Consider the following 23,226-nt stretch of genomic DNA (forward strand, 5'->3'; position numbering starts at 1 on the left):
TACGCGGTATGCACTTGGGGCTTTTTTTGTGCGGCAGACGGGTCAGAACAGAAAGTAACGCTGAGCCATCGGCAGCACATCCGCCGGCTCACACCACAGCAAAACGCCGTCAGCCTTGACCTGATACGTCTGCGGATCGACGTCGATGTTCGGCAGGTAATCGTTGTGTATCAGGTCGGTTTTCTGCACCTCGCGGCAACCTTTGACCACCGCGATTTTCTTCTTCAGACCCAAGGCTTCGGGAAGCCCGGCCTCCTGCGCCGCCTGGCTGATAAACGTCAGGCTGGTGGCATGCAGCGAACCACCGTAGCTGGCAAACATCGGACGGTAATGCACCGGTTGCGGCGTCGGGATCGACGCGTTGGCATCGCCCATCAGGCTGGCGGCAATAGCGCCGCCCTTGAGGATCAGCGTCGGTTTGACCCCGAAGAACGCCGGGCGCCAGAGCACCAGATCGGCCCATTTACCCACTTCGACCGAGCCCACTTCATGGCTGATGCCGTGGGTGATTGCCGGGTTGATCGTGTACTTGGCGATGTAGCGTTTGGCGCGGAAGTTGTCGTTGCCTTCGCCATCACCGGGCAGCGGGCCGCGCTGTTTTTTCATCTTGTCGGCGGTCTGCCAGGTGCGTGTGATGACTTCGCCAACGCGGCCCATGGCCTGGCTGTCGGAGCTGATCATCGAGAATGCGCCGAGGTCGTGAAGGATGTCTTCGGCGGCGATGGTTTCGCGACGGATGCGGCTTTCGGCGAAGGCCACGTCTTCGGCAATGCTTGGGTCCAGGTGATGGCAGACCATCAGCATGTCGAGGTGTTCGTCGATGGTGTTGCGGGTGAACGGCCGGGTCGGGTTGGTCGAGCTCGGCAGCACGTTGGCAAAGCCGCAGGCCTTGATGATGTCCGGGGCATGACCGCCACCGGCACCTTCAGTGTGATAGGTATGGATGGTGCGGCCCTTGAAGGCGGCGAGGGTGGTTTCGACGAAGCCCGATTCGTTGAGCGTGTCGGTATGGATCGCCACTTGTACATCGTACTGGTCGGCGACGTTCAGGCAGTTGTCGATGCTGGCCGGAGTGGTGCCCCAGTCTTCGTGTAACTTCAGGCCAATGGCGCCGGCCTTGACCTGCTCGATCAACGGCTCCGGCAGGCTGGCGTTGCCCTTGCCGGTGAAGCCAATGTTCATCGGGAACGCATCGGCGGCCTGGAGCATGCGCGCCAGGTGCCACGGGCCCGACGTGCAGGTGGTTGCGTTGGTGCCCGTGGCCGGGCCGGTGCCGCCGCCGATCATGGTGGTGACGCCGCTCATCAATGCTTCTTCGATCTGCTGCGGGCAGATGAAATGGATGTGCGTGTCGATGCCGCCCGCGGTGAGGATCATGCCTTCACCGGCGATGACTTCGGTGCTGGCGCCGACTGCGATGGTCACGTTCGGCTGGATGTCCGGGTTGCCGGCCTTGCCGATGGCGGCAATGCGCCCATCCTTGAGGCCGACGTCGGCCTTGACGATGCCCCAATGGTCGATGATCAGCGCATTGGTGATCAGCGTATCGACCACTTCTGCGGCGAGTAATTGGCTTTGACCCTGGCCGTCGCGGATGACTTTGCCGCCGCCGAATTTCACTTCTTCACCGTAGGTGGTGAAGTCTTTCTCGACTTCGATCCACAGCTCGGTGTCGGCCAGACGGACCTTGTCACCGACGGTGGGGCCGAACATGTCGGCGTAGGCTTGTCTTGAGATTTTCATGCACTTGCCTTGAGATTCAATTGGATTTGAGACCGCTCGCATAGCTCGCTATCGCAGCCTCGCGCTGCTCGACAGCTCCTACAGGGTGTGGACGACCGCAAAATTCCGCTTGCCCGCGGCCCTGTAGGAGCTGTCGAGCGAAGCGAGGCTGCGATCTTTCAGGAGCACCACAGAAATCAGTCGAGGTCACCCATGATCCTGCCGGCAAACCCGAACACCCGGCGATGTCCGGCCAGGTCTACCAACTCGACCTCGCGGCTCTGTCCCGGCTCGAAGCGCACGGCGGTGCCGGCGGGGATGTTCAGGCGCATGCCGCGGCTGGCGGCGCGGTCGAACGTCAGCGCATCGTTGGTTTCGAAGAAGTGGTAATGCGAGCCGACCTGGATCGGCCGGTCGCCGCTGTTGGCCACCTTCAGACTGAGGGTGCGGCGGCCAACGTTGAGTTCGATGTCGCCGGGCTGGATCTGGTATTCACCGGGAATCATTAATGGGCTCCCTGGAGAATCTTGTAGTAGAGCGCGGTCGGTTTGTAGCGGCCGATTGGGTCGCAGGCATAGTCGGGGATTTCACCTGCGCGGGTGTAACCCAGGGCTTTGTAGAAGTCTTCGGCAGGGGAGCCGGCCTCGGTGTCGAGGTAAAGCATGCCGCGTTTGTGCTGGAGGGCGGCCGTTTCCAGCGCACTCATCAACTGTTGGCCCAGGCCCCGTCGACGCGCATGTTCACGCACCAGCAGTTTTTGCACTTCGGCGCGGTTCAGGCCATTGGCTTTCTGGCACAGGGTCAGTTGCACACTGGCCTGCACTTGCTCGTCCTTGACCACCACCCACAGCAGCACGTTGCCCTTGTTCAGGTTCTCCTGGACATCATCGAAATAGGCTCGGGCCTGGGTGGCGTCCAGATTGGCCATGAACCCGACGCTGGCGCCATAGCCGACGGCGTCGAGCAGCAGGTCAATCAAACCCTGACGATAGTGCGCAAAGCTTTCAACATTGACGCGGCGCAGTTGGGCGGCGTTCATGGGAAATTACTCCTTGTTGGCGGTCGGCGGTTCCGCGCCAGGATTGAGGGTCAGCTGCATGAAGGTCAGGTCCAGCCAGCGACCGAACTTGGTGCCCACCTGGGGCATCTGGCCGGTCGTCACGAAACCGGCTCGTTCATGCAGGCGAATAGAAGCGGCGTTACCGCTTTCGATGGCGGCGACCATCACATGTTTGTCGCAGCCTTTGGCGCGCTCGATCAATGCGGTTATCAATTGCGGGCCGAGACCATTGCCACGCTGGTCGCTGCGCACGTAAACCGAATGCTCGACGGTGTGGCGGAACCCGTCGAACGGTCGCCAGTCACCGAATGAAGCGTAGCCCAGTACCGTGTTGTCGCCGTCGACGATCACCAGAATCGGGTAGCCCTGGGATTGCCGGGCGCTGAACCAGGCCTGGCGGTTACCCAAATCCACGGCCTGTTCGTTCCAGATGGCCGTGGTGTTGAGCACGGCGTCGTTGTAGATGTCGCGGATCGCCGGCAAGTCGGCATGCGCTGCATCGCGGATGTGGTAAGTCATGGCGCGGCCTCAGGCGATCGGTTGGTGAACGGTGACCAATTTGGTGCCGTCGGGAAAGGTCGCTTCGACCTGGATCTCCGGGATCATTTCCGGGATGCCTTCCATCACTTGTTCGCGGCTGAGCAGGGTAGTGCCGAAGTGCATCAACTCGGCCACGGTCCGGCCGTCACGCGCGCCTTCGAGCAGCGCTGCGGAAATGTAGGCCATGGCTTCCGGGTAGTTGAGTTTCACGCCGCGCGCCAAACGCCGCTCGGCCACGAGGCCGGCGGTGAAGATCAGCAGCTTGTCTTTTTCGCGTGGGGTCAGGTCCATCGTTGGAATCCATTGTTGGCAGAATGAAAATCTAATGTCTTGCACCCTCTTGTAGGAGCTGTCGAGTGAAACGAGGCTGCGATCTTTTGATCTTGATCTTCAGCAGTATCGAAAAAGATCGCAGCCTCGTTTCACTCGACAGCTCCTACAGGGGGATGTGGTCAGGTGGCCCATATTCGTGGTGGGACGGCTTCTCGGCCCAGTAGCGCCGGGCGCAGCAATCGCCACAAATCAATCAACCAGCCCCGCGCCAACAGCGCTTCACTGGCCAGGCATCGCGCCACCAACAGCCCTGGTAACTGGGTCAAATCCCCGCGTACGTCATTAGGCAGCGAGCGACAGGTTTCCAGCAGTTCACTGTTGATGTCCCCAGTCACCAACAACGTCGCAAACACCGGTTGCCCATCCAGCCCAATCGGCGAATCAAGCAAACCATCGCCTCCGACAATGCGCTGGCGTTCATGCCAGAGCAACTGGCCGTCGCGGCGGATATCCAGTTGCGCCTGAAAATGCCCGAGGTCGAAACGCTCGCCACTGGCCGGCCGGCCCAGCGCCACCACGTCCCAGTAAAACAATCGCGCATCGCCTTCCAGATCAATCGAAGTGCTGAGCTCAGCCTGGGCGTCGCTGAAGATAATGGTTTCCTGGGGCAGCCACTCCAGTGTCGCGCCGGCGGCTACTTTCAAGTCGAGCTTCTGATAGGCGGGCCCCGCTGCGCGATACCACTTGGCCGCGCCGGGGCTGGTGATTTGCGCCCAGGCATCGCGGCCGACACTGGCCGAGATGTCCAGCCGATCACCCCCGGCAATCCCGCCCGGCGGGTGCACGATGATGTGCTGGCAAACCTCCGGCCCTTCGGCATACAGATGCTTCTGCACCCGCAGCGGGCCTTTGTGGCGGCGCTGAACCGGGCGCGTACTGTCGCCGAATCGGGCGTAGCCGAGTTCCAGCTCGGCGTGCCAGCTCGGGGTAAACAGGGCAGTGGGGAAAGGTAAATTCATGATGTCTAATTATCGTCAGGACGCTACAGATTAGATCGTAACCAGACCGCGAACACCCTCGGCCTCCATATTTTCTCCGCGACCCTGTTGCACGATTTCGCCCCGGGACATCACCAGGTACTGATCGGCCAGTTCGGCGGCGAAATCGTAGAACTGCTCCACCAGCAAAATCGCCATATCACCACGGGCCGCAAGCTTCTTGATCACCGCGCCGATTTCTTTGATCACCGATGGCTGGATGCCTTCGGTGGGCTCGTCGAGAATCAGCAGGCGTGGACGGCTAGCCAACGCTCGGCCGATCGCCAATTGCTGCTGCTGGCCACCGGACAAGTCACCGCCGCGGCGCTGCTTCATTTGCAGCAGCACCGGGAATAGCTCGTAGATGAATGCCGGGACTTCTTTGGCTTCGATGCCGGGGAAACGCGACAGGCCCATCAACAGGTTTTCTTCCACGGTCAGCCGACCGAAAATCTCGCGACCCTGGGGCACGTAAGCAATACCGGCGTGAACCCGTTGGTGTGGCTTGAACGCGGTGATCGTTTTGCCTTCCCAGTTCACCGCGCCTTCTTTGGCCGGCAACAAACCCATCAGGCACTTGAGCAGGGTGGTCTTGCCCACACCGTTGCGCCCGAGCAGGCAGGTGACTTCACCGACCTTCACGTCAAACGTCAGGCCCCGCAGGATGTGGCTACCGCCGTAATACTGGTGCAGCTTGTCGACTTGCAGCATCTCAAATTCCTTCTGTTTCACACAGGCCCGCTCCTGACCTTCTCTTGTAGGAGCTGTCGAGTGAAACGAGGCTGCGATCTTTTTCGATGCCGCTGAAGAAAGATCAAAAGATCGCAGCCTCGTTTCACTCGACAGCTCCTACAGGGAGGGCGGCTATCGACCGAGGTACACCTCGATCACGCGCTCGTTGTCCTGCACCTGTTCCAGCGACCCTTCGGCCAGCACGCTGCCCTGGTGCAGCACGGTGACGTGGTCGGCGATGGAGCCGACGAAGCCCATGTCATGTTCCACCACCATCAGCGAATGCTTGCCGGCCAGGCTCTTGAACAGTTCGGCGGTGAATTCGGTTTCGGCGTCGGTCATGCCCGCCACCGGCTCGTCGAGCAGCAGCAGTTGCGGGTCCTGCATCAGCAACATGCCGATTTCCAGAAACTGCTTCTGACCGTGGGACAACAAGCCCGCCGGGCGATTGACCGAAGTGATCAAACGAATAGTTTCCAGCACTTCAGTGATGCGATCTTTCTGTTCGCCACTCAGGCGCGCCCGCAGGCTGGCCCACACCGATTTGTCGGTTTTTTGCGCCAACTCCAGGTTTTCAAAAACGCTCAAGGCTTCGAACACCGTCGGCTTCTGGAACTTGCGACCGATGCCGGCCTGGGCGATTTGCACTTCGCTCATCTGCGTCAGGTCGAGGGTTTCACCGAACCAGGCCTTGCCGTGACTCGGACGAGTCTTGCCGGTGATCACGTCCATCAGCGTGGTCTTGCCCGCGCCGTTGGGGCCGATGATGCAACGCAATTCGCCGACGCCGATGTACAGGTTCAGATCGTTCAGCGCCTTGAAGCCATCGAAGCTGACGCTGATGTCTTCCAGGGTCAGGATCGTGCCGTGGCGCGTATTCAGACCGGGGCCGACGCGTTGGCCGAGGCCGATGGCGTCACGGCTGCTGCCGGCGTCCCTGTTGGGTTCCAGTGGTGGAAAAAACGCCGGTTCGAGCATGAATTCAGCCGTCGCAGTGACTCTCATTGTTCACCCCTTTTTTTCAGCAGACCGATCACGCCTTTGGGCAGGTACAAGGTCACGACGATGAACAGCGCGCCGAGGAAGAACAGCCAGTATTCCGGGAAAGCCACGGTAAACCAGCTCTTCATCCCGTTGACCACACCGGCGCCGAGCAGCGGGCCGATCAGCGTGCCGCGACCACCCAGCGCTACCCAGACCGCGGCTTCAATGGAGTTGGTCGGCGACATTTCACTCGGGTTGATGATCCCGACTTGCGGTACGTACAGCGCACCGGCCAGGCCGCACAACACCGCGCTCAGCACCCAGACAAACAGCTTGAAACCGCGTGGGTCGTAACCGCAGAACATCAGGCGGTTTTCCGCATCGCGCAGGGCGGTCAGCACCCGGCCGAACTTGCTTTGCGCCAGCCGCCAACCGATGAACAGGCTCGCCACCAGCAACACCACGGTGGCGAAAAACAGCACGGCGCGAGTCCCCGGTTCAGTGATGCCGAAGCCGAGAATGGTGCGGAAATTGGTGAAGCCGTTGTTGCCGCCAAACCCGGTTTCGTTGCGGAAGAACAGGAGCATCCCGGCGAAGGTCAGGGCCTGGGTCATGATAGAGAAATACACGCCCTTGATCCGCGAGCGGAAGGCGAAGAAGCCGAACACCAGCGCCAGCAACCCCGGCGCCAGCACCACCAGACACATCGACCAGAGGAAACTGCTGGTGCCGGTCCAGTACCACGGCAATTCAGTCCACGACAGGAAGGTCATGAACGCTGGCAAGCCATCGCCCGAGGCCTGGCGCATCAGGTACATGCCCATCGCATAACCGCCGAGGGCGAAGAACAGGCCGTGGCCGAGGGACAGGAGGCCGGCGTATCCCCAGACCAGATCCAGCGCGAGGGCGACGATGGCGTAGCAAAGAATCTTGCCCACCAGCGTCAGTGTGTAAGCCGAAACGTGAAACGTGCTGTCCGGCGACAACAACGACAGCATTGGCAACGCCAGCAACAGAACGAGGATCACCGCGCCAATGGCGATCGTGACTTTGGGGCCGGCCTTTTGTGTGGCCGTGAGCATCAGAGGCTGATTCATCAGTCGATCACCCGTCCTTTCAGTGCAAAGAGGCCTTGCGGACGCTTCTGGATGAACAGAATGATCAGCGCGAGGATCAGGATCTTGCCGAGCACGGCACCGATCTGCGGTTCGAGAATCTTGTTGGCGATGCCGAGGCCGAACGCGGCCAGCACGCTACCGGCCAATTGGCCGACGCCACCGAGCACCACCACCAGGAACGAGTCGATGATGTAGCTCTGACCGAGGTCCGGGCCGACGTTGCCGATCTGGCTGAGGGCTACACCGCCGAGCCCGGCAATGCCCGAGCCGAGGCCGAAGGCGAGCATGTCCACGCGCCCGGTCGGCACGCCACAGCAGGCGGCCATGTTGCGGTTCTGGGTGACGGCGCGCACGTTCAAGCCCAGGCGCGTCTTGTTCAGCAGCAACCAGGTGAGCACCACCACAAACAGGGCGAAGGCGATGATCACGATGCGGTTGTACGGCAGCACCAGATTCGGCAGCACTTGAATCCCGCCCGACAACCACGCCGGATTAGCCACCTCAACGTTCTGCGCGCCGAACATCAATCGGACAAGTTGAATCAGCATCAGGCTGATGCCCCACGTGGCGAGCAGGGTTTCCAAAGGACGGCCGTAGAGGTGACGAATCACCGTGCGTTCCAGCGCCATGCCGATGGCGGCGGTGACAAAAAACGCTACCGGCAGCGCGATCAGCGGATAGAATTCGATGGCTTGCGGGGCGAAGCGCTGGAACATCAGCTGCACCACGTACGTCGAGTACGCGCCGAGCATCAGCATCTCGCCGTGGGCCATGTTGATCACGCCGAGCAGGCCGAAAGTGATCGCCAGACCGAGTGCGGCAAGCAACAGGATCGAACCCAGCGACATGCCGCTGAAGGCCTGGCCGAGGATCTCGCCGATCAGCAATTTGCGTTTGACCTGAGCGAGGCTGGTTTCGGCAGCGGTGCGTACGCCGGCGTCGGCTTCGACACCGGGTTGCAACAGGCTTTCGAGGCGGGTGCGAGCCAGTGGATCACCGGTTTCACCGAGCAGGCGAACAGCGGCGAGGCGTACCGCCGGGTCGGTGTCCACCAGTTGCAGGTTGGCCAGGGCCAGGCTCAAAGCGGCATGGACACTTTCATCTTTTTCGCCAGCCAGTTGCTGGTCGAGGAATTTAAGCTGCGCCGGTTTAGCGCTTTTTTGCAATTGCTGCGCGGCGGCCAGACGGGTTTTGGCGTCGGTGGCGAGCAATTGGTGGCTGGCCAGCGCGGTGTCGATCAGACCCCGCAGGCGGTTGTTCAGGCGCAGGGTTTTCGGTTGACCGTCGACGGTCAACTCGCCTTGCTGCAGGGCGTTGATCAGTTCGACACGGGCCGGATCGGGCTGCGCGGCCCAGGCTTCCAGAAGCTTGGCTTGCTGCACGGGATTGGCCGCGACGAAGTCTTCGGCGTCGCCGGCGTGGGTAGCCATCGGCAACAGCATTGCGACGGCGAGGATGAAGCGGTAAAGGGCAGTCGGCATAGAGAGTCGCCTTGACGCGGACATTGTGGGAGCGAGCTTGCTCGCGATAGCGATTGATCAGTCACAGGGATGTTGAATGTGCTGCCGTCATCGCGAGCAAGCTCGCTCCCACAGGGATTTGTGTCGGGCCCAAGCTCCATGCCTGGGCCCTGACATCCAGTGGCTTAGTTGCTCTTCACCGCATAATCCGGCTTCTTGTCGTTACCCGAGATAAACGGGCTCCACGGCTCGGCACGGATCGGCCCCTCGGTCTGCCACACCACGTTGAACTGACCGTCGGCCTGAATCTCGCCGATCATCACCGGTTTGTGCAGGTGGTGGTTGGTCTTGTCCATGGTCAGGGTGTAACCCGACGGCGCGGCAAAGGTCTGGCCAGCGAGGGCTTCGCGGACTTTATCGACGTCAGTGGACTTGGCTTTTTCAGCCGCTTGCGCCCACATGTGAATGCCCACGTAGGTGGCTTCCATCGGGTCGTTGGTCACCGCTTTGTCGGCGCCCGGCAGGTTGTGTTTCTTCGCGTAGGCTTTCCAGTCGGCGACGAATTTCTTGTTCGCCGGGTTCTCGACCGACTCGAAGTAGTTCCACGCCGCGAGGTTGCCCACCAGCGGTTTGGTGTCGATGCCGCGCAGTTCTTCCTCTCCGACCGAGAACGCCACGACCGGAACATCGGTGGCTTTCAGGCCCTGGTTGGCCAGCTCTTTATAGAACGGCACGTTGGAGTCGCCGTTGACGGTGGAGATGACCGCTGTCTTGCCACCGGCCGAGAATTTTTTGATGTTGGCCACGATGGTTTGGTAATCGCTATGGCCGAACGGGGTGTAGACCTCTTCGATGTCCTTGTCTGCCACACCTTTGGAGTGCAGGAACGAGCGCAGGATTTTGTTGGTGGTGCGCGGGTAGACGTAGTCAGTGCCCAGCAGGAAGTAACGCTTGGCGCTGCCACCTTCTTCGCTCATCAGGTATTCCACCGCCGGGATCGCTTGCTGGTTCGGCGCGGCGCCGGTGTAGAACACGTTCGGCGACATCTCTTCACCTTCGTATTGCACCGGGTAGAACAGGAGGCCGTTGAGCTCCTCGAACACCGGCAACACCGACTTACGCGACACCGACGTCCAGCAGCCAAATACCACGGCAACTTTGTCCTGAGTCAGCAACTGACGACCTTTTTCAGCGAACAGCGGCCAGTTCGACGCCGGGTCCACGACCACCGGTTCGAGCATCTTGCCGTTCACGCCACCCTTGGCGTTGATCTCGTCGATGGTCATCAGCGCCATGTCTTTGAGCGACGTTTCGGAGATCGCCATGGTGCCGGACAACGAATGCAGAATACCGACCTTGATGGTCTCGGCGGCCTGGACGGTCCAGGTCATGCCCATCGCGGCAATGCTTGCCGTGAGTGTGAAAGCCTTGATCAAGCTGCGACGCTTCATTGTGCGATCTCCATGAACTTATGAATTTTCTTGGTTGGCAGATGCGGACTACTGAAGGGTCTTTAGCAAGGGCTGTGCCTGGTCGGCAAAAGGCAGGGAAATGTCGTATTAGAGCGGTTACGTGGTTTGGGCGACGCACCATGAAGGATCGCGGAAGATGCGCTGGTGCGCCGGCTTGCGCCACATTGGGGCGAAGACTGTTGCAGGAACTGTGTAGGAGATGTGTAGGAGCTGCCGAGTGAAACGAGGCTGCGATCTTTTGACTTTAGTTTTTTAAGATCAAAAGATCGCAGCCTCGTTTCACTCGGCAGCTCCTACAGGGGAATGGGTCGTTCTGGGGATTAGCGGCGGCGCATGAGGCCGATGAAAAACAAACCACCGATGGCGGCGGTAGCGACGCCGATGGGCAAGTCTTCGGGGGCAATCAGGGTGCGGGCGGCGACGTCGACCCAGACCAGAAAGACGCTGCCCAACAACACGCACACCGGCAGCAATCGCCGATGCTCCGCCCCGACCAAGCGCCGCGCAATGTGCGGCACCATCAGCCCGACAAACCCGATAGACCCGCTGATCGACACCAACACCCCAGTCATCAGCGAGGCAATCAAAAACACCTGCAACCGCACGGTGCGAGCATTGAGCCCGAGGGTCACGGCCGTCTGCTCACCCGCCATCAACGCATTCAGTGGCCGAGCCATGCCCAGCAACAACACCAACCCGAGCAACACGCTGGTCGCCGGCACCGCCAGCAACTCCCAACGTGCTAACCCGAGCCCGCCGAGCATCCAGAACATCACCGCCGAACTCGCGCGGTGATCGCCGAGAAACAGCAGCAAATTGGCGATTGCCATCATCACGAAGGACACCGCCACGCCACACAGCAGCAGCCGATCACTGTCCAGCCGCCCGTTGCGGTTGGCGATCATCAGCACAATCAGCATGCTCAACAACGCGCCGATAAACGCCGCGATCGGCAAGGTCAGCAGGCCGACAATTTCACCGACGTGCAGTACCACGATCACGGCACCGAGGGTGGCGCCGGAGGTGACCCCGAGCAAATGCGGGTCGGCCAACGGATTGCGCGTCACCGCTTGCAGCACCGCACCGATCAGCGCGAGCCCGGCGCCCACCAACGCACCCAATAGCATGCGCGGTACGCGAATCAGCCAGACGATGTGTTCCTGCCCGGCGGCCCAGTCCTGCACGCCGAAACCGAAAATCTTGTGCAGCAAAATCCGCCAGACCACATCCACCGGCACCCGCGCCGGGCCAAAGCCCAGCGACACCACGCACGACACCAGCAACAACGCGCCGAGGGCCACCAGCAACAAGGCGTAGCGACGATTGATCATTCGCTGTGGAAACCCTTGGCCAGGGTTTCAACCGCCAGCACGTTGTCGATCCCTGGTGTGGCCTGCACATACGGAATCACGATGAAACGCTGATTCTTGATCGCGTCCACCGATTGCAGCGCCTTGTTGTTGAGCAGGAATTGCTCCTTCTGCTCGGCGGTGACTTCGCCGTAGTCGACGATCACGATCACCTGCGGATTGCGCTCGACCACGTTCTCCCAGTTGACCCGGGTCCAACTCGCTTCGACGTCGTCGAGAATATTGCGCCCGCCAGCGGCGTCGATCAGCGCTTGCGGCATACCGAGGCGGCCGGAGGTCATGGCGCGGTCTTCGCCGCTGTCATAGAGGAACACGCGAGGTTTGTCTGCCGGCAGGTCCTTGCGCACCTCGGTGACTTGCGCCTGCATCTGGGCGATCAAGGCATTGGCGCGATTCTGCACGTCGAAGATTTTGCCGAGGTTGCGCAGGTCGTTGTAGGTGTCTTCCAGGCTGGCCGGCGGACGCTTCATCACGAACGCGCAGGACTCGGTCAGCTCGTAGACATCGATGCCCAGCGGCTGCAACGTTTGCGGCGTGAGGTCACCGCCCACGCGCATGCCGTAATCCCAACCGGCGAAGAAGAAATCGACGTTGGCGTTGAGCAGGGTTTCCACCGACGGGTACTTGGCCGCCAGCTCCGGCAAGCCATCGAGGATGGTCTGCATCTGGGGCGTGACCGACTTCCAGCCGGTCACGCCGCTATACCCGGCCATGCTGGGTTTCAGGCCGAGGGCGAGCATCATCTGGGTCATGTTGATGTCGTGGCTGACCGCGTGTTTCGGCGCTTGCTTGAAGGTCACTTCGCGGTTGCAGCTCTGCACGGTCAACGGGTAGTGAGTGGCCTCGGCAAATGCTTGGGCATTGCCCAGCAACAGAGCGGCGCAAAGCAGGGAACGCAAAGTCATGGTTGGGTTATCCAGGTGATTCGTGGGTAGCCGTGCAAGGGATGTTCATCGATCAGCGCTTCGACGCCGAACACGTCGCGCAGCAGTGCTGCGGTCAGGACTTCTTTGGGTGTACCGCTGGCGACGATGCGGCCGTGGTTGATCACGTACAACCGATCGCAGAAAGCAGCCGCCAGGTTCAGGTCATGAATGCTCGCCAGGGTGCCGATCTTCAGGCGTTTGACCAGTTGCAGCAGTTCGAGCTGATAACGCGGGTCCAGGTGATTGGTCGGCTCGTCGAGGATCAGCATTTGCGGTTGCTGAGCCAGGGCGCGGGCGAGGATCACGCGCTGTTTTTCACCGCCGGAGAGGGTGGCGAAGGCATGATCCTCGAAGCCTTTCAGACCGACTGATTCGAGGGCCTGGGTTGCGAGTTTTCTGTCCTCCAAGGTGTCGCCGTCGAACAGACCTTTGTGCGGTGTGCGGCCCATGGCGACGACTTCGTCGACGGTGAGGCCGAAGGCGTCGGGGAACTCCTGCAGGACCACGGCGATGCGTTGCGCGCACCAGCGCGAGGATTGCTTCCAGACGTTGTGGTGGTCGAGCTTGACCTCGCCGCGCTCGGGTTTGCTGAAGCGCCAGGCGCAGCGCAGCAGGCTGGTTTTGCCGCTGCCGTTGGGGCCGATCAGACCGACGAACTCACCGGGGGACACGTGCAAGGTTGCATCACGCAGCTGGAACTGGTGATGACAATGGCCGTGGCCCAGGGGTGTCCAGGCGAGGTTTGTGAGGTTCAGCGAGGTCATGCATTTACTCTTGGGTTTTTCGGTGTTGCTGATGACGCCATCGTCGGAACGCCGCCCGGAGCAAGCTCGCTCCCACAGTTGATCGCATTTCAATGTGGGAGCGAGCTTGCTCGCGATGGGGCCTTTGTAGCCGACCGGGAGATAAGCGCGGGAAGTCTACAGATCCCTCTGAACCGCGCATCTCGTCTGTTTCATGATGAAGGTGAGGCGGATTCAGATTGGTCGCTCAAGCGCGACAGCAGCACCCGATCCAGCACCCAGACCACCACCAGCGAAGCGCCCACCAACGGAAACGCCACCGCCAGCCCGAACATGATGACCATCGCGGTTTTCCATTTCGGCAGGTCGTGGCGCAGCGGCGGAACACCGAATTTTCCTTGTGGACGGCGCTTCCACCAGATCACCACACCGCTGACGGCGCTGAGCAGAATCATCAGGCAGATCAGCAGTACGATGATCTGATTGAACACACCGAACATCTTGCCTTCGTGCAGCATCACGCCGATTTCTGTTGCACGGGCGACGATGCCGTACTGCTCGAAACGCACGTCGGCGAGGACGTCGCCGGTGTACTGATCGACATGCAAGGTGGCGTCGTTACGCGGGTCGTCGGCGAACACCGCGATGGTGAACACACCGGTGGCAGTCGTCGGGAAGGTGATGCTGTAACCCGGTTCAACCTTGCGTTGCACGGCGATGTTCTGCACATCTTGCAGGCTGATGGTCGGCGCGGCAGGACCGGCTGGTGCAGCACCGTGGTTCATGTGTTCGGCATGGTCGCCGGACATCGGCATCGGTGTGTTTTCCATCGCCCAAGGCACGGTCTGGCGGGTGGCGGTGTTGAGGCTGCGGGCCTCGACATCGGACTTCGGTACGTCGTCCCACATCGCTGCTGGAAAGACATTCCACACTTCGGCGTATTGCTTGCCCCAGAACCCGGTCCAGGTCATGCCGCTGAGCAGCATCACCAGCAGCAACGACGCGCCCCAGAACCCGGTCACCGCGTGCAGGTCACGCCAGAGCACTCGACCTCGACTGCTCAAGCGTGGCCACAGGATGCCGGCCGCCTGGCCGCGGGGCCACCAGAGAAAGACGCCGGAGACCACCAACACCACGCCCCAACCGGCGGCCAGTTCGATCAGTCGATCACCGACGGTGCCAATCATCAATTCGCCATGAATCGCTCGAGCAACGGCTTGCAGATTCTTTTTGGCGTCTTGCTCGCCGAGGACATCGCCGTGGTAGGGATCGACGAAAACGTTGAGCTCGTTACCGCCATTGAGCACGACAAATTGCGCGCTGCGTTCGGCGTTGACCGGGGGCAAATACTGCTTGATCGAGGCTTGTGGGTAAGCCTCTTTCACCCGCTTGAGCAGGTCATCGGCCGGGACGCTGTGATGCCCGGCCGGGACGTTCAGCAAGCTGCCGTACATCAACGGATCGAGTTGCGGTTTGAACAGGTAAATGATGCCGGTCAGGGCCAACATCACCATGAAAGGCGCGACGAACAGACCGGCATAGAAATGCCAGCGCCAGGCCAGGTTGTAGAAATTCACTTTGGGCTGTTTCATCGGTTGTGCTCCGCTTGGCGAATCAATTGTTTGTAAAAGATCGCAGCCTCGTTTCACTCGACAGCTCCTACACAGCTCCTACAGGGGGTACGTGTTCCAATGTAGGAGCTGGCGTAGCCTGCGATCTTTTTACTTTTCTTGTTAGAAACTCATGTCCACCTTGGTCCAGAGCGTTCGCCCCGGTTCTTTAATGGCTTGCGGGTCATTGGCCGGGTAGCCGAAACCGGCGTTGCCGGCCAGGTTCAAGTGCTCGGCGTAAGCCTTGCCGAACAGGTTGTCGACGCCGGTGCTGACCTTCCAGTGCTTGTCGATCCGGTACGCACCGTTGAGCGAGAACACGCCAAAGCCCGGGGTCTTGTCGAAGTCCTTGCCGACGACGTTGCCCTTGTTCTGGTCGATGCGGTTTTGCGCCGCAACCACCCGCCACAAGGCCCCGGCGCTCCAGTTGTCTTCGCTGTAGGTCAGGCCGAAACGTGCGTCCAGCGGCGGCATTTGCGGCAGTGCGTTGCCGTCGCTGCTGTTCTTGCCCCAGGCGTAGGCCAGCGTCGCGTCGGCCTTCCAGTTGGAGGTCAACTTGTAGGCCGCCCCCAATTCGCCGCCCATGATTCGTGCGTCGATGTTCTGTGCTTGCGAGGTCATGCCCATCATCCCGGGCGTGTAGTTGAACAGGATGTAGTCGCGCACCTGCCCGACGTAACCCGAGGCCCAGGCTTCGAGGTCTTCGGTCTTGTATTGCAGGCCGAAGTCGAGCTGGGTGGTTTTTTCAGGCTTGATCGAATCGAAGGCGTTCACCGATCCGGCAGGTCCTGAGTTGGGCGAAAACAGCTCCCAGTAATCCGGGAAACGCTGGGTGTGACCGAGGCCGGCATACAACGTGGTCGGACTGTCAGCCAGGTCATGCTCGTAACGGACGAAGCCGCTTGGCAGCGTATCGGCGCGGGTGTCGTCGGCGGTCGGGTTAGGGCGCGCCATCATCCCGGAGCCAGTGGTTTGCCGGAAATCCTTGGCCGAGGCGCGGTCCAGGCGCGCGCCGGTAATCAGTCGATCACGGTCAGCGGCGTACCAGGTCAGTTCGCTGAACACGCCGTAGTTATGGAAGTCGGCGTCCTTGGTGTAAGGCAAGTCCTTGTAGACGTCGATGCCCATGGCGCTGCGCTGGCGATGTTCGCTGGTCTGCGCATCGATGCCGCTGATCAACTGCACATCGGCCCAGCGCCAGGTGGCTTTGATCCGTGCGCCGAGGGTTCGACGGTCGACGTTGGAGGCCATGGGACCTGCCATCATTCCGGTGCCGGACGGCGTGCGCAGGGTGTAGTTGTCCATCACGTGGTCGGCGTAGTTGTAGTAAACCTGCGCCTCGACCTTATCCAGCACGTCGCCGATGTTGGACTTCTCGAAACGCAGGCCCAGGCTTTCGCGCTTGAACTGCGAGCCGTCCATGCCGCGCCCGGCGTAACGCGCTTCGCCATCGCCCTTGCCGGCGGTGAGTTCCAGCAGGGTGTCGGCGTCCGGGGTCCAGCCCACCGCGACGTCGCCATTCCACTTGTCGTAGCGCGACGGCACGGTGTCGTTGTTGCCGTCCCGATAGTCGTCGGAGTGCGCGGTGTTGCCGATCACTCGCACGTAACCCAATGGCCCGCCGGCAGCAGCGTCCACCACTTTGTCGAAACGCCCGTTGGAGCCAGCCAGCACGCTGGCGTTCACCCGCGTGCCGAGTTCGCCGAAGCTTTCCGGCTCACGGTCGAAGAGGATGGTCCCGGCCGACGCCCCCGGTCCCCAGAGCACGGTTTGCGGGCCTTTGATCACGGTCAGTTTGTCGTAGGTTTCCGGCGAGATGTACGAAGTCGGTGCGTCCATTCGGCCGGGGCAGGCGCCGAGCAACTGGCCGCCGTTGGTGAGGATGTTCAACCGCGAGCCGAACATGCCGCGCAGCACCGGGTCGCCGTTGGTGCCACCATTGCGCACCAGGGCGAAGCCGGGGATGGTTTTCAGGTAGTCGCCACCGTCGCTGGCCGGCACCGGTTGGCGCGGGTCCTTGGGATTGGTGACGATGGTCAGTGGCGAACTCGGCGCGATGGCGGTGATCACCGTCGGGCTCAGTTCTTCGCTGTGACCGGCGTGTTCATCGGCCAGCACCATGGGTGTCAGCAGTGCACCGCAAAGGAAGGCGGTGGCGTGCCTGAAACGAATACTGGCTTCGTTCGGGGCAAAAGAAGCTTGGGCAGCGCTCAAGCGTGTGTCAGCAGAAAACCTGGACATGACAATTTCCATCGAACAGTCGTAAACGACACGGCCGGCAGCCTGCGCAATCCTTGTGGGAGCGAGCTTGCTCGCGATGAGGGAGGGTCAGCCAACATCAATGTTGAATGACCCATCGCGATCGCGAGCAAGCTCGCTCCCACAGGTAGCTTTGGCTGTCTTCGGGCTGTGTGAGATCGGAGGTGGGTGTTTACGCGTCGATGGGCGGGGCGCGGGTGCGGGCGCCGGGGAAGAAGGTTTGCCGGGCGTGGCCCAGGCGAGGGGAAGGTGTGGTGAAGGTGGTGGCTGTTGGCGTGTCGAATGCGACGAAGGACTGGCCGCCGGTCAGCGCCGGGCAATTGAACAGCAGGCTGCAATAGCCGCATTTTTCCCAGAGCGCGTGATGTGAGGCTTTTGGCGGGCAGTGTTCGGCGGTGGTTTGCGCGCTGTGGTCGGCGTGCTCCATCGCCGACATGTCCATGCTCATGTCCATCGACATGCTCATGGTCATCGAGGAGGCGCGTTGATCCATCGGCATCGACTGAGAAATCAGCGGGCCGATAAAGATCATCAACATGGCGAACAGGCTGATCCAGCTACCGCGCGTCAGGCTTAACGGCTGACGACGGTGTGCGGATGACCTGGCGCTAAGCGGGCGCATGGGCGTTTTTGCTCAGTCGCTTACTGGGCGTGGGCGTGCGTCTGCATGCCTTCCGGCGGCTTCTTCTGCACCGAGACCTCGACGGTCACGTCACCGGACTTCTCGAAATGCATCGTCAGCGGGAAGCTTTTGCCGTCGTTCAGCAGGCTGCGGTCTTTCAGTTCCAGCAGCATCACGTGGTAGGCCATCGGCGCAAAAGTGACTTCGCCACCCGCCGGAATTTCAACGCTCGGCACCTGCTGCATTTTCATCAGGTCGTTTTGCTTCACATGCTCGTGCAGCTGGGCAACGCCTGCAATCGGCGAGTCGACGCTGAGCAAGCGGTCGGCAGTGTTGCCCTTGTTGTGAATCACGAAGTAAGCCGCAACGGTCGGCGCGTTTGGCGGCAACTCCTGCGACCACGGATGCGCGATTTCCAGCTCCCCGGCCTTGTATTCGTGGGCATTGGCAAAACAGGCAGGCAGCAGCAACACAGCCAGGACGATGAGTTTGTTCAACATGGCAGTTCTCCAGAGCGATTCAAAACGCAGGTCAATTGCGAGAAGGAATCACACCAGAGGGGAAGCGCGGGGGTTGAGGCTCGGCCATTGCTGGCGCGGTGTCGGTGTATCGAGAGAGGCGTCAGGCAGGCTTCGATTGGCCTCGAAACGCGCGAAGTACAGTTGCGGCACATGCCCGGGCAGCGCCACCAGTGGCGCGGAACCTGAACAGCACCAGCAATGTTGCATGTTGGAATGATCGTCGTTCTGCGGGGCTTTCTGTTCGATATCGCCCAGGGAAATCGCCACCATCTTCGTGCCGCTGGACGAACAGAAACTGCCCCACAACAACTGTTCGGCAGGCGATTTCGCCGTCTGCGCCATCGCTCCGGACATCGGCATGGCGAGCATGTTGAACAGCACTGCGAAGCAGGCGATCCAGGCAAATGCGAGCCGTTGTCGGGACATGGGAAAAATCCGGTTGGGTGGGCGATCAGGCGCGGCTATTTAGCCTGATCAGGGCCGATAAGTAAAAAAGCGGCGTGCGGTGTGGTGTCGCAGTGCCATGTTCCATAGCCTTCATGATAGTCGCGAATTACAGATTGCCAGTGCTGCTCAATGCAAAGTCTGGTTGATTAGTAGCCTCCAACCTTTGCATCGCCAGCCAGGACGCTTTCGCGGGCAAGCCCGCTCCCACTTTGACCTTATCGGACACAAATCCAGGACCAGACAAAGAAACCCTGTGGGAGCGGGCTTGCCCGCGAAGGCGTCATAAGGCGTTCGCAATTCTCAGGTTAATAACCGTTTTGTCATTGCTCGCAACACCTCGGCAATCGACCCGAACTCCCGATCAACCCCCGGCAACACCGGCCGCTGCAAAACAATCACCGGCACCCCACGCTCCCGTGCCACTTCCAGTTTCGGCTCGGTCGCCGTGCTGCCGCTGTTCTTGCTGATCAGCACATCAATTTGCCGACGTTCAAACAGCGCACGTTCATCCTCGATCAGAAACGGCCCGCGCGCTCCGATGACTTCGCAGCGTCCGTTGCCGGGGTAAACGTCCAGTGCACGCAAGGTCCAGAATTGCTCTGGCGGAATTTCATGCAGATGCTGCAACGGTTCGCGGCCGAGGGTGAACAACGGTCTGCGGAAAGGTTTGAGGGCCTCGATCAACTCGGCCCAATCGCTGACATCCCGCCAGTCATCGCCGGCCTGTGGCTGCCAGGCAGGGCGTCGTAACGCCCAGCAGGCAATACCGCTCAACCGCGCAGCGGTGGCGGCGTTCTGGCTGATTTGTGCGGCGTAGGGGTGGGTTGCGTCCAGCAGCAGATCGATCCCTTCATCCCGAATGAACTGCGCAAGCCCTTCGGCACCGCCGTAACCGCCCACGCGAACCCGACAGCTCAGATCTGTCGGCACACGCCCGACACCGGCCAGGCTATAGATGTGTTCTGGCCCGAGGGTCCGGGCGATAGCCAAGGCTTCCGTCACGCCACCGAGCAACAACACGCGCTTCATTGAAAAGCTCCCGCATGGCCGACAATCCCGCCCTGGCGATCAATGGCGAACACTTCGACCTGAACCTGCGCCGGCACCATGCTGCGGGCAAAGTCCAAGGCGTGTTGACACACCGCATCACCCAGGGCGATCCCGGCAGCGCTGGCCATTGCCAAGGCTTGCTGGCTGGTGTTGGCTTCACGAATCCCTTGCTGCAACGCCTCATCGGCGCCAATCGCCGCCGCCCACTCGGCCAATTGCGGCAGGTCGATGCTCGAATGTCGACTGTGCAAATCCATGTGCCCGGCCGCCAGTTTGCTGATCTTGCCGAAACCTCCGCAGAGACTGAGTTTATCCACAGGCACTTTGCGCAGATGTTTGAGCACTGCGCCGACGAAGTCGCCCATTTCGATCAGGGCGATTTCCGGCAAGTCGTAGACCCGGCGCATGGTGTCTTCACTGGCATTGCCGGTGCACGCGGCGATGTGCAGGTAACCGTTGGTTTTTGCCACGTCGATGCCCTGATGGATCGAGGCGATGTAGGCCGCGCAGGAAAACGGCCGGACGATGCCGCTGGTGCCGAGGATTGAAAGTCCACCGAGAATCCCCAGGCGCGGGTTCATGGTTTTCAGCGCCAGTGCCTCGCCGTCCTCAACGTTGACGGTGACCTCAAAGCCGCCGCTGTAGCCGAGTTCGTCGGCCAGCAGGGTCAAGTGGTCGGTGATCATCTTGCGTGGCACCGGGTTGATCGCGGGTTCGCCGACGCCCAGCACCAGCCCCGGCCGGGTCACCGTGCCGACACCGCGACCGGCATTGAACCGGATGCCCGGCTCGCTACTCAGTCGTACCTGGGAATAAAGCAGCGCGCCATGGGTCACGTCGGGGTCATCGCCCGCGTCCTTGATCGTCCCTGCTTCGGCGCCGTTGTCGATCAGACGACAGAACTCCAGCCGCATCTGCACCTGCTTGCCCTTGGGCAAAACGATCCCCACAGCGTCAGCACTTAGTCCACTCAATAACAAACGTGCCGCCGCCAGACTGGTCGCGGTGGCGCAGCTGCCCGTGGTCAGGCCGCTGCGTAGCGGTGCGGGTTGTTCGGCGGTTTCGTCACGCATCGAAGGGCTTCGTCACTTCCAGCAAGGTAATCGGCAACGCCTGACGCCAGGTATCGAAATCTCCCAACGGTTGGGCTTGAGCGATATGGATCCGCGTCAGTTCCCCGCCGTGCTGCTCGCGCCAAGCCATCAAAGTCATTTCACTTTGTAGCGTGACGGCGTTGGCGATCAGTCGGCCGCCGGGTTTGAGTTGTGCCCAGCAGGTTTCGAGCACACCCTCGCGGGTGACGCCGCCGCCGATGAAAATCGCGTCCGGGCGTTCGAGTCCGTCCAGGGCTTGCGGTGCACTGCCGCGAATCAATTGCAGGCCAGGCACGCCGAGCGCATCGCGGTTGTGTTCGATTAGTAACTGTCGGCCTTCATCGGCCTCGATGGCCAGCGCGCGGCAGCTTGGGTGCGCGCGCATCCATTCGATGCCAATCGAGCCGCTGCCGGCGCCGACGTCCCACAGCAGTTCGCCGGGGATCGGGGCAAGACGCGCGAGCGTGATGGCGCGGACGTCGCGTTTGGTCAGTTGACCGTCGTGCTTGAAGGCGCAGTCCGGCAGGCCGGCCAGTCGGGAGAGGCGCGGTGTGTTCGGCTCGGCGATGCACTCGATGGCGATCAGGTTCAGATCGGCGACCGCGGGATCGTTCCAGTCATTGGCCACCCCATCGATGCGTCGTTCGGCTGTGCCGCCCAGATGTTCCAGCACGCTGAGACGGCTCGGACCGAAACCGCGTTCACGCAGCAGTGCCGCAATGGCGGCAGGGCTTTGGCCATCGTTGCTCAGGACCAGCAAACGCACGCCGCTGAACAACTGCGCGTTGAGGGCGGCGATGGGACGAGCAACCACCGAAAGCGTGACGACATCCTGCAACGGCCAGCCCATTCGCGCCGCCGCCAGCGAGCAGGAGGAGGGCGCTGGCAGGATCAGCATTTCAGCGTTGGACACTTGCCGGGCCAGGCTGGCGCCGACGCCGAAGAACATCGGATCGCCGCTGGCCAGCACACAGACCGGTTCGCCACGCAGCGCCAGAACGGGTTCAAGGGAGAAAGGACTGGGCCACAGCTGCCGCTCGCCACGGATGCAGGCCGGCAGCAAGTCCAGTTGTCGCTGGCCGCCAATGATCCGCGAAGCGCGCAGCAGGGCATGTCGGGCATTTTTGCCCAAGCCCTTGAAGCCGTCTTCGCCGATTCCCACTACTGTCAGCCAGGAGGCCATGTTGTTCCTCAATCCAATATTCATGTTCAAAGGCGGCATGATAGCGCGGCTTCTGTCATCTGACGCGGATCTATGGCCGGGACAGGAGAGCTCCGAGTTGCAGACACTTAATGTTGAGGAAAAATTGTTTGTTGGAATGATAGTTTTGGTAGTTTTGGTAGTTTTGTTTTTGTTTTGGTTGCGCAATCTTATGCGTATTAAATGTTCGGCCAGTAGTTGGTGTTGGCTGCGACACTGTCAAGGATGAAACAAACTTATATGGATAACGGTTTAGCTAAAGGTGTCATCGAACGTGATGCGCTGATGATAAATAATGTGCTGCTGACGGGCGTTGCCGGCCAGACTATTGCCGACAATGGTTTTGTCAAAAAATGCATTTTCCTGGCCCAGCATGGCGCGGATAAAATCGCGAAGAGCGAGACGCAGCCGGGGCCTTGGTTCGATCATTACACCGGTATGTTTTGGTCAATGGACTGGAAGCTTGCCGAGCCTGTCGAGTACATCAAGCCGCAGTTCTCGGGCAGTTTGAAACAGGCCTGGTTGAAAGTGGCGCGTCCCTACCTCACGAGCGCTCAAATAGCACAGGTTGAAGCAGTACTTGGAAAGCTGGAGAGTGACGCCACGTTGCTGACGAAATTTGCGGGCTTAAGTGGGAAAATATTCGGATTCAACATCGTGCCGGTCAGTTATAAACCCAACAGAGATCTGGAAATGGTGGTGAGTCATGTCAGGTTGATCAAGTCGGGCATCTCTACACCCTACTTGTTCTGGACAATAGACCAGAGTCTTTCTCAATTGGATATCCGGATTCGGCGGGTGGAGATCAAGCGTCGGGACATGGACGCCATTCGACAAAACGTGGAAGAAGACGTTGTAGCCCTGGCGCTCAAGTCCATCGAGTACGAACTCTGATTCCACTCAGACTGAAGCCTTCTTTTGCTTGATTGATACTTCGACAGCGTTTCCGACCGGCAGACTTTTCATGCGCTCGGGCAAAGCAGGC

General features: G+C 60.7%; 23 protein-coding genes. 1 reads left to right on the forward strand and 22 read right to left on the reverse strand.

Translation table 11 applies throughout. From position 1 onward, the window contains the following. Nucleotides 1-42: 42 nt before the first annotated feature. The 22 genes from ureC to cbiE form a co-directional block, all read right to left on the reverse strand. Nucleotides 43-1,743 carry an urease subunit alpha gene (gene ureC, locus ACA059_RS02825; RefSeq protein ID WP_109627749.1) on the reverse strand — a complete coding sequence of 567 codons (1,701 nt, stop codon included), beginning with the start codon at nt 1,741-1,743 and terminating at the stop codon, nt 43-45. A 176-nt stretch (nt 1,744-1,919) separates the two neighbouring features. Next, the gene (locus ACA059_RS02830) at nt 1,920-2,228 is read right to left on the reverse strand and encodes an urease subunit beta (RefSeq protein WP_008011171.1); all 309 of its coding nucleotides are present in this window, start codon (nt 2,226-2,228) and stop codon (nt 1,920-1,922) included. Further along, nucleotides 2,228-2,761 (reverse strand): GNAT family N-acetyltransferase, encoded by a 534-nt coding sequence (locus ACA059_RS02835; protein ID WP_415773062.1) that lies wholly within the window; start codon nt 2,759-2,761, stop codon nt 2,228-2,230. Before ACA059_RS02835 ends, ACA059_RS02830 begins: the two co-directional genes overlap by 1 nt. Before the next feature lie 6 nt (nt 2,762-2,767). Further along, complete coding sequence (locus ACA059_RS02840) at nt 2,768-3,301, reverse strand: GNAT family N-acetyltransferase (protein ID WP_403142265.1); 534 nt, start codon at nt 3,299-3,301, stop codon at nt 2,768-2,770. Nucleotides 3,302-3,310: 9 nt separating this feature from the next. Continuing rightward, nucleotides 3,311-3,613, reverse strand: a complete 303-nt coding sequence (ureA, locus tag ACA059_RS02845; RefSeq protein ID WP_033055605.1) for an urease subunit gamma — start codon at nt 3,611-3,613, stop codon at nt 3,311-3,313. Nucleotides 3,614-3,774: 161 nt separating this feature from the next. Beyond that, nucleotides 3,775-4,614, reverse strand: a complete 840-nt coding sequence (locus ACA059_RS02850; protein WP_497632643.1) for an urease accessory protein UreD — start codon at nt 4,612-4,614, stop codon at nt 3,775-3,777. Nucleotides 4,615-4,644: 30 nt separating this feature from the next. Further along, nucleotides 4,645-5,343, reverse strand: coding sequence for an urea ABC transporter ATP-binding subunit UrtE (gene urtE / locus ACA059_RS02855; protein ID WP_497632644.1), 699 nt, complete (start codon nt 5,341-5,343; stop codon nt 4,645-4,647). 153 nt (nt 5,344-5,496) lie between these two features. Continuing rightward, entirely contained in the window at nt 5,497-6,369 is an 873-nt protein-coding gene (urtD, locus tag ACA059_RS02860) for an urea ABC transporter ATP-binding protein UrtD (protein WP_497632645.1), read from the reverse strand. Beyond that, a complete protein-coding gene (urtC, locus tag ACA059_RS02865) occupies nt 6,366-7,445 on the reverse strand; it encodes an urea ABC transporter permease subunit UrtC (RefSeq protein ID WP_497632646.1) in 1,080 nt (359 codons plus the stop codon). Before urtC ends, urtD begins: the two co-directional genes overlap by 4 nt. After that, nucleotides 7,445-8,947 carry an urea ABC transporter permease subunit UrtB gene (urtB, locus tag ACA059_RS02870; protein WP_497632647.1) on the reverse strand — a complete coding sequence of 501 codons (1,503 nt, stop codon included), beginning with the start codon at nt 8,945-8,947 and terminating at the stop codon, nt 7,445-7,447. Before urtB ends, urtC begins: the two co-directional genes overlap by 1 nt. Before the next feature lie 164 nt (nt 8,948-9,111). Then, complete coding sequence (urtA, locus tag ACA059_RS02875; protein WP_150712331.1) at nt 9,112-10,377, reverse strand: urea ABC transporter substrate-binding protein; 1,266 nt, start codon at nt 10,375-10,377, stop codon at nt 9,112-9,114. Nucleotides 10,378-10,718: 341 nt separating this feature from the next. Continuing rightward, complete coding sequence (locus ACA059_RS02880) at nt 10,719-11,729, reverse strand: FecCD family ABC transporter permease (RefSeq protein WP_497632648.1); 1,011 nt, start codon at nt 11,727-11,729, stop codon at nt 10,719-10,721. Further along, complete coding sequence (locus ACA059_RS02885; protein ID WP_497632649.1) at nt 11,726-12,673, reverse strand: ABC transporter substrate-binding protein; 948 nt, start codon at nt 12,671-12,673, stop codon at nt 11,726-11,728. The genes ACA059_RS02880 and ACA059_RS02885 overlap by 4 nt, the downstream gene beginning before the upstream one ends. Next, nucleotides 12,670-13,458 carry an ABC transporter ATP-binding protein gene (locus ACA059_RS02890; RefSeq protein WP_497632650.1) on the reverse strand — a complete coding sequence of 263 codons (789 nt, stop codon included), beginning with the start codon at nt 13,456-13,458 and terminating at the stop codon, nt 12,670-12,672. Before ACA059_RS02890 ends, ACA059_RS02885 begins: the two co-directional genes overlap by 4 nt. A gap of 191 nt (nt 13,459-13,649) precedes the next feature. After that, on the reverse strand, nt 13,650-15,029 hold the full coding sequence (locus tag ACA059_RS02895) for a PepSY-associated TM helix domain-containing protein (protein WP_497632651.1): 1,380 nt from the start codon (nt 15,027-15,029) through the stop codon (nt 13,650-13,652). 141 nt (nt 15,030-15,170) lie between these two features. After that, nucleotides 15,171-17,288, reverse strand: a complete 2,118-nt coding sequence (locus ACA059_RS02900; protein WP_497632652.1) for a TonB-dependent copper receptor — start codon at nt 17,286-17,288, stop codon at nt 15,171-15,173. Nucleotides 17,289-17,478: 190 nt separating this feature from the next. Continuing rightward, nucleotides 17,479-17,928 carry a DUF2946 domain-containing protein gene (locus ACA059_RS02905; protein WP_497632653.1) on the reverse strand — a complete coding sequence of 150 codons (450 nt, stop codon included), beginning with the start codon at nt 17,926-17,928 and terminating at the stop codon, nt 17,479-17,481. 20 nt (nt 17,929-17,948) lie between these two features. Further along, complete coding sequence (locus ACA059_RS02910; RefSeq protein WP_497632654.1) at nt 17,949-18,428, reverse strand: copper chaperone PCu(A)C; 480 nt, start codon at nt 18,426-18,428, stop codon at nt 17,949-17,951. A 48-nt stretch (nt 18,429-18,476) separates the two neighbouring features. Next, entirely contained in the window at nt 18,477-18,875 is a 399-nt protein-coding gene (locus ACA059_RS02915) for a DUF2946 domain-containing protein (RefSeq protein ID WP_497632655.1), read from the reverse strand. 321 nt (nt 18,876-19,196) lie between these two features. After that, on the reverse strand, nt 19,197-19,925 hold the full coding sequence (locus tag ACA059_RS02920; protein WP_497632656.1) for a cobalt-precorrin-6A reductase: 729 nt from the start codon (nt 19,923-19,925) through the stop codon (nt 19,197-19,199). Beyond that, nucleotides 19,922-21,019, reverse strand: a complete 1,098-nt coding sequence (locus ACA059_RS02925; protein ID WP_497632657.1) for a cobalt-precorrin-5B (C(1))-methyltransferase — start codon at nt 21,017-21,019, stop codon at nt 19,922-19,924. Before ACA059_RS02925 ends, ACA059_RS02920 begins: the two co-directional genes overlap by 4 nt. Continuing rightward, nucleotides 21,012-22,223, reverse strand: coding sequence for a precorrin-6y C5,15-methyltransferase (decarboxylating) subunit CbiE (gene cbiE / locus ACA059_RS02930; RefSeq protein WP_497632658.1), 1,212 nt, complete (start codon nt 22,221-22,223; stop codon nt 21,012-21,014). The genes ACA059_RS02925 and cbiE overlap by 8 nt, the downstream gene beginning before the upstream one ends. A 258-nt stretch (nt 22,224-22,481) precedes the next feature. Between cbiE and ACA059_RS02935 the strand changes: the two genes are divergently transcribed. Beyond that, nucleotides 22,482-23,135, forward strand: coding sequence for a hypothetical protein (locus tag ACA059_RS02935; RefSeq protein WP_497632659.1), 654 nt, complete (start codon nt 22,482-22,484; stop codon nt 23,133-23,135). Nucleotides 23,136-23,226: the final 91 nt, after the last annotated feature.

Source organism: Pseudomonas sp. LBUM1647 (assembly GCF_059716175.1).

Excerpts from the sequence above, each read along its gene's own strand:
- ureC (WP_109627749.1), bottom strand. The coding sequence starts at position 1,743 with ATGAAAATCTCAAGACAAGCCTACGCCGACATGTTCGGCCCCACCGTC.
- ACA059_RS02830 (WP_008011171.1), bottom strand. The coding sequence starts at position 2,228 with ATGATTCCCGGTGAATACCAGATCCAGCCCGGCGACATCGAACTCAAC.
- ACA059_RS02835 (WP_415773062.1), bottom strand. The coding sequence starts at position 2,761 with ATGAACGCCGCCCAACTGCGCCGCGTCAATGTTGAAAGCTTTGCGCAC.
- ACA059_RS02840 (WP_403142265.1), bottom strand. The coding sequence starts at position 3,301 with ATGACTTACCACATCCGCGATGCAGCGCATGCCGACTTGCCGGCGATC.
- ureA (WP_033055605.1), bottom strand. The coding sequence starts at position 3,613 with ATGGACCTGACCCCACGCGAAAAAGACAAGCTGCTGATCTTCACCGCC.
- ACA059_RS02850 (WP_497632643.1), bottom strand. The coding sequence starts at position 4,614 with ATGAATTTACCTTTCCCCACTGCCCTGTTTACCCCGAGCTGGCACGCC.
- urtE (WP_497632644.1), bottom strand. The coding sequence starts at position 5,343 with ATGCTGCAAGTCGACAAGCTGCACCAGTATTACGGCGGTAGCCACATC.
- urtD (WP_497632645.1), bottom strand. The coding sequence starts at position 6,369 with ATGAGAGTCACTGCGACGGCTGAATTCATGCTCGAACCGGCGTTTTTT.
- urtC (WP_497632646.1), bottom strand. The coding sequence starts at position 7,445 with ATGAATCAGCCTCTGATGCTCACGGCCACACAAAAGGCCGGCCCCAAA.
- urtB (WP_497632647.1), bottom strand. The coding sequence starts at position 8,947 with ATGCCGACTGCCCTTTACCGCTTCATCCTCGCCGTCGCAATGCTGTTG.
- urtA (WP_150712331.1), bottom strand. The coding sequence starts at position 10,377 with ATGAAGCGTCGCAGCTTGATCAAGGCTTTCACACTCACGGCAAGCATT.
- ACA059_RS02880 (WP_497632648.1), bottom strand. The coding sequence starts at position 11,729 with ATGATCAATCGTCGCTACGCCTTGTTGCTGGTGGCCCTCGGCGCGTTG.
- ACA059_RS02885 (WP_497632649.1), bottom strand. The coding sequence starts at position 12,673 with ATGACTTTGCGTTCCCTGCTTTGCGCCGCTCTGTTGCTGGGCAATGCC.
- ACA059_RS02890 (WP_497632650.1), bottom strand. The coding sequence starts at position 13,458 with ATGACCTCGCTGAACCTCACAAACCTCGCCTGGACACCCCTGGGCCAC.
- ACA059_RS02895 (WP_497632651.1), bottom strand. The coding sequence starts at position 15,029 with ATGAAACAGCCCAAAGTGAATTTCTACAACCTGGCCTGGCGCTGGCAT.
- ACA059_RS02900 (WP_497632652.1), bottom strand. The coding sequence starts at position 17,288 with ATGTCCAGGTTTTCTGCTGACACACGCTTGAGCGCTGCCCAAGCTTCT.
- ACA059_RS02905 (WP_497632653.1), bottom strand. The coding sequence starts at position 17,928 with ATGCGCCCGCTTAGCGCCAGGTCATCCGCACACCGTCGTCAGCCGTTA.
- ACA059_RS02910 (WP_497632654.1), bottom strand. The coding sequence starts at position 18,428 with ATGTTGAACAAACTCATCGTCCTGGCTGTGTTGCTGCTGCCTGCCTGT.
- ACA059_RS02915 (WP_497632655.1), bottom strand. The coding sequence starts at position 18,875 with ATGTCCCGACAACGGCTCGCATTTGCCTGGATCGCCTGCTTCGCAGTG.
- ACA059_RS02920 (WP_497632656.1), bottom strand. The coding sequence starts at position 19,925 with ATGAAGCGCGTGTTGTTGCTCGGTGGCGTGACGGAAGCCTTGGCTATC.
- ACA059_RS02925 (WP_497632657.1), bottom strand. The coding sequence starts at position 21,019 with ATGCGTGACGAAACCGCCGAACAACCCGCACCGCTACGCAGCGGCCTG.
- cbiE (WP_497632658.1), bottom strand. The coding sequence starts at position 22,223 with ATGGCCTCCTGGCTGACAGTAGTGGGAATCGGCGAAGACGGCTTCAAG.
- ACA059_RS02935 (WP_497632659.1), top strand. The coding sequence starts at position 22,482 with ATGGATAACGGTTTAGCTAAAGGTGTCATCGAACGTGATGCGCTGATG.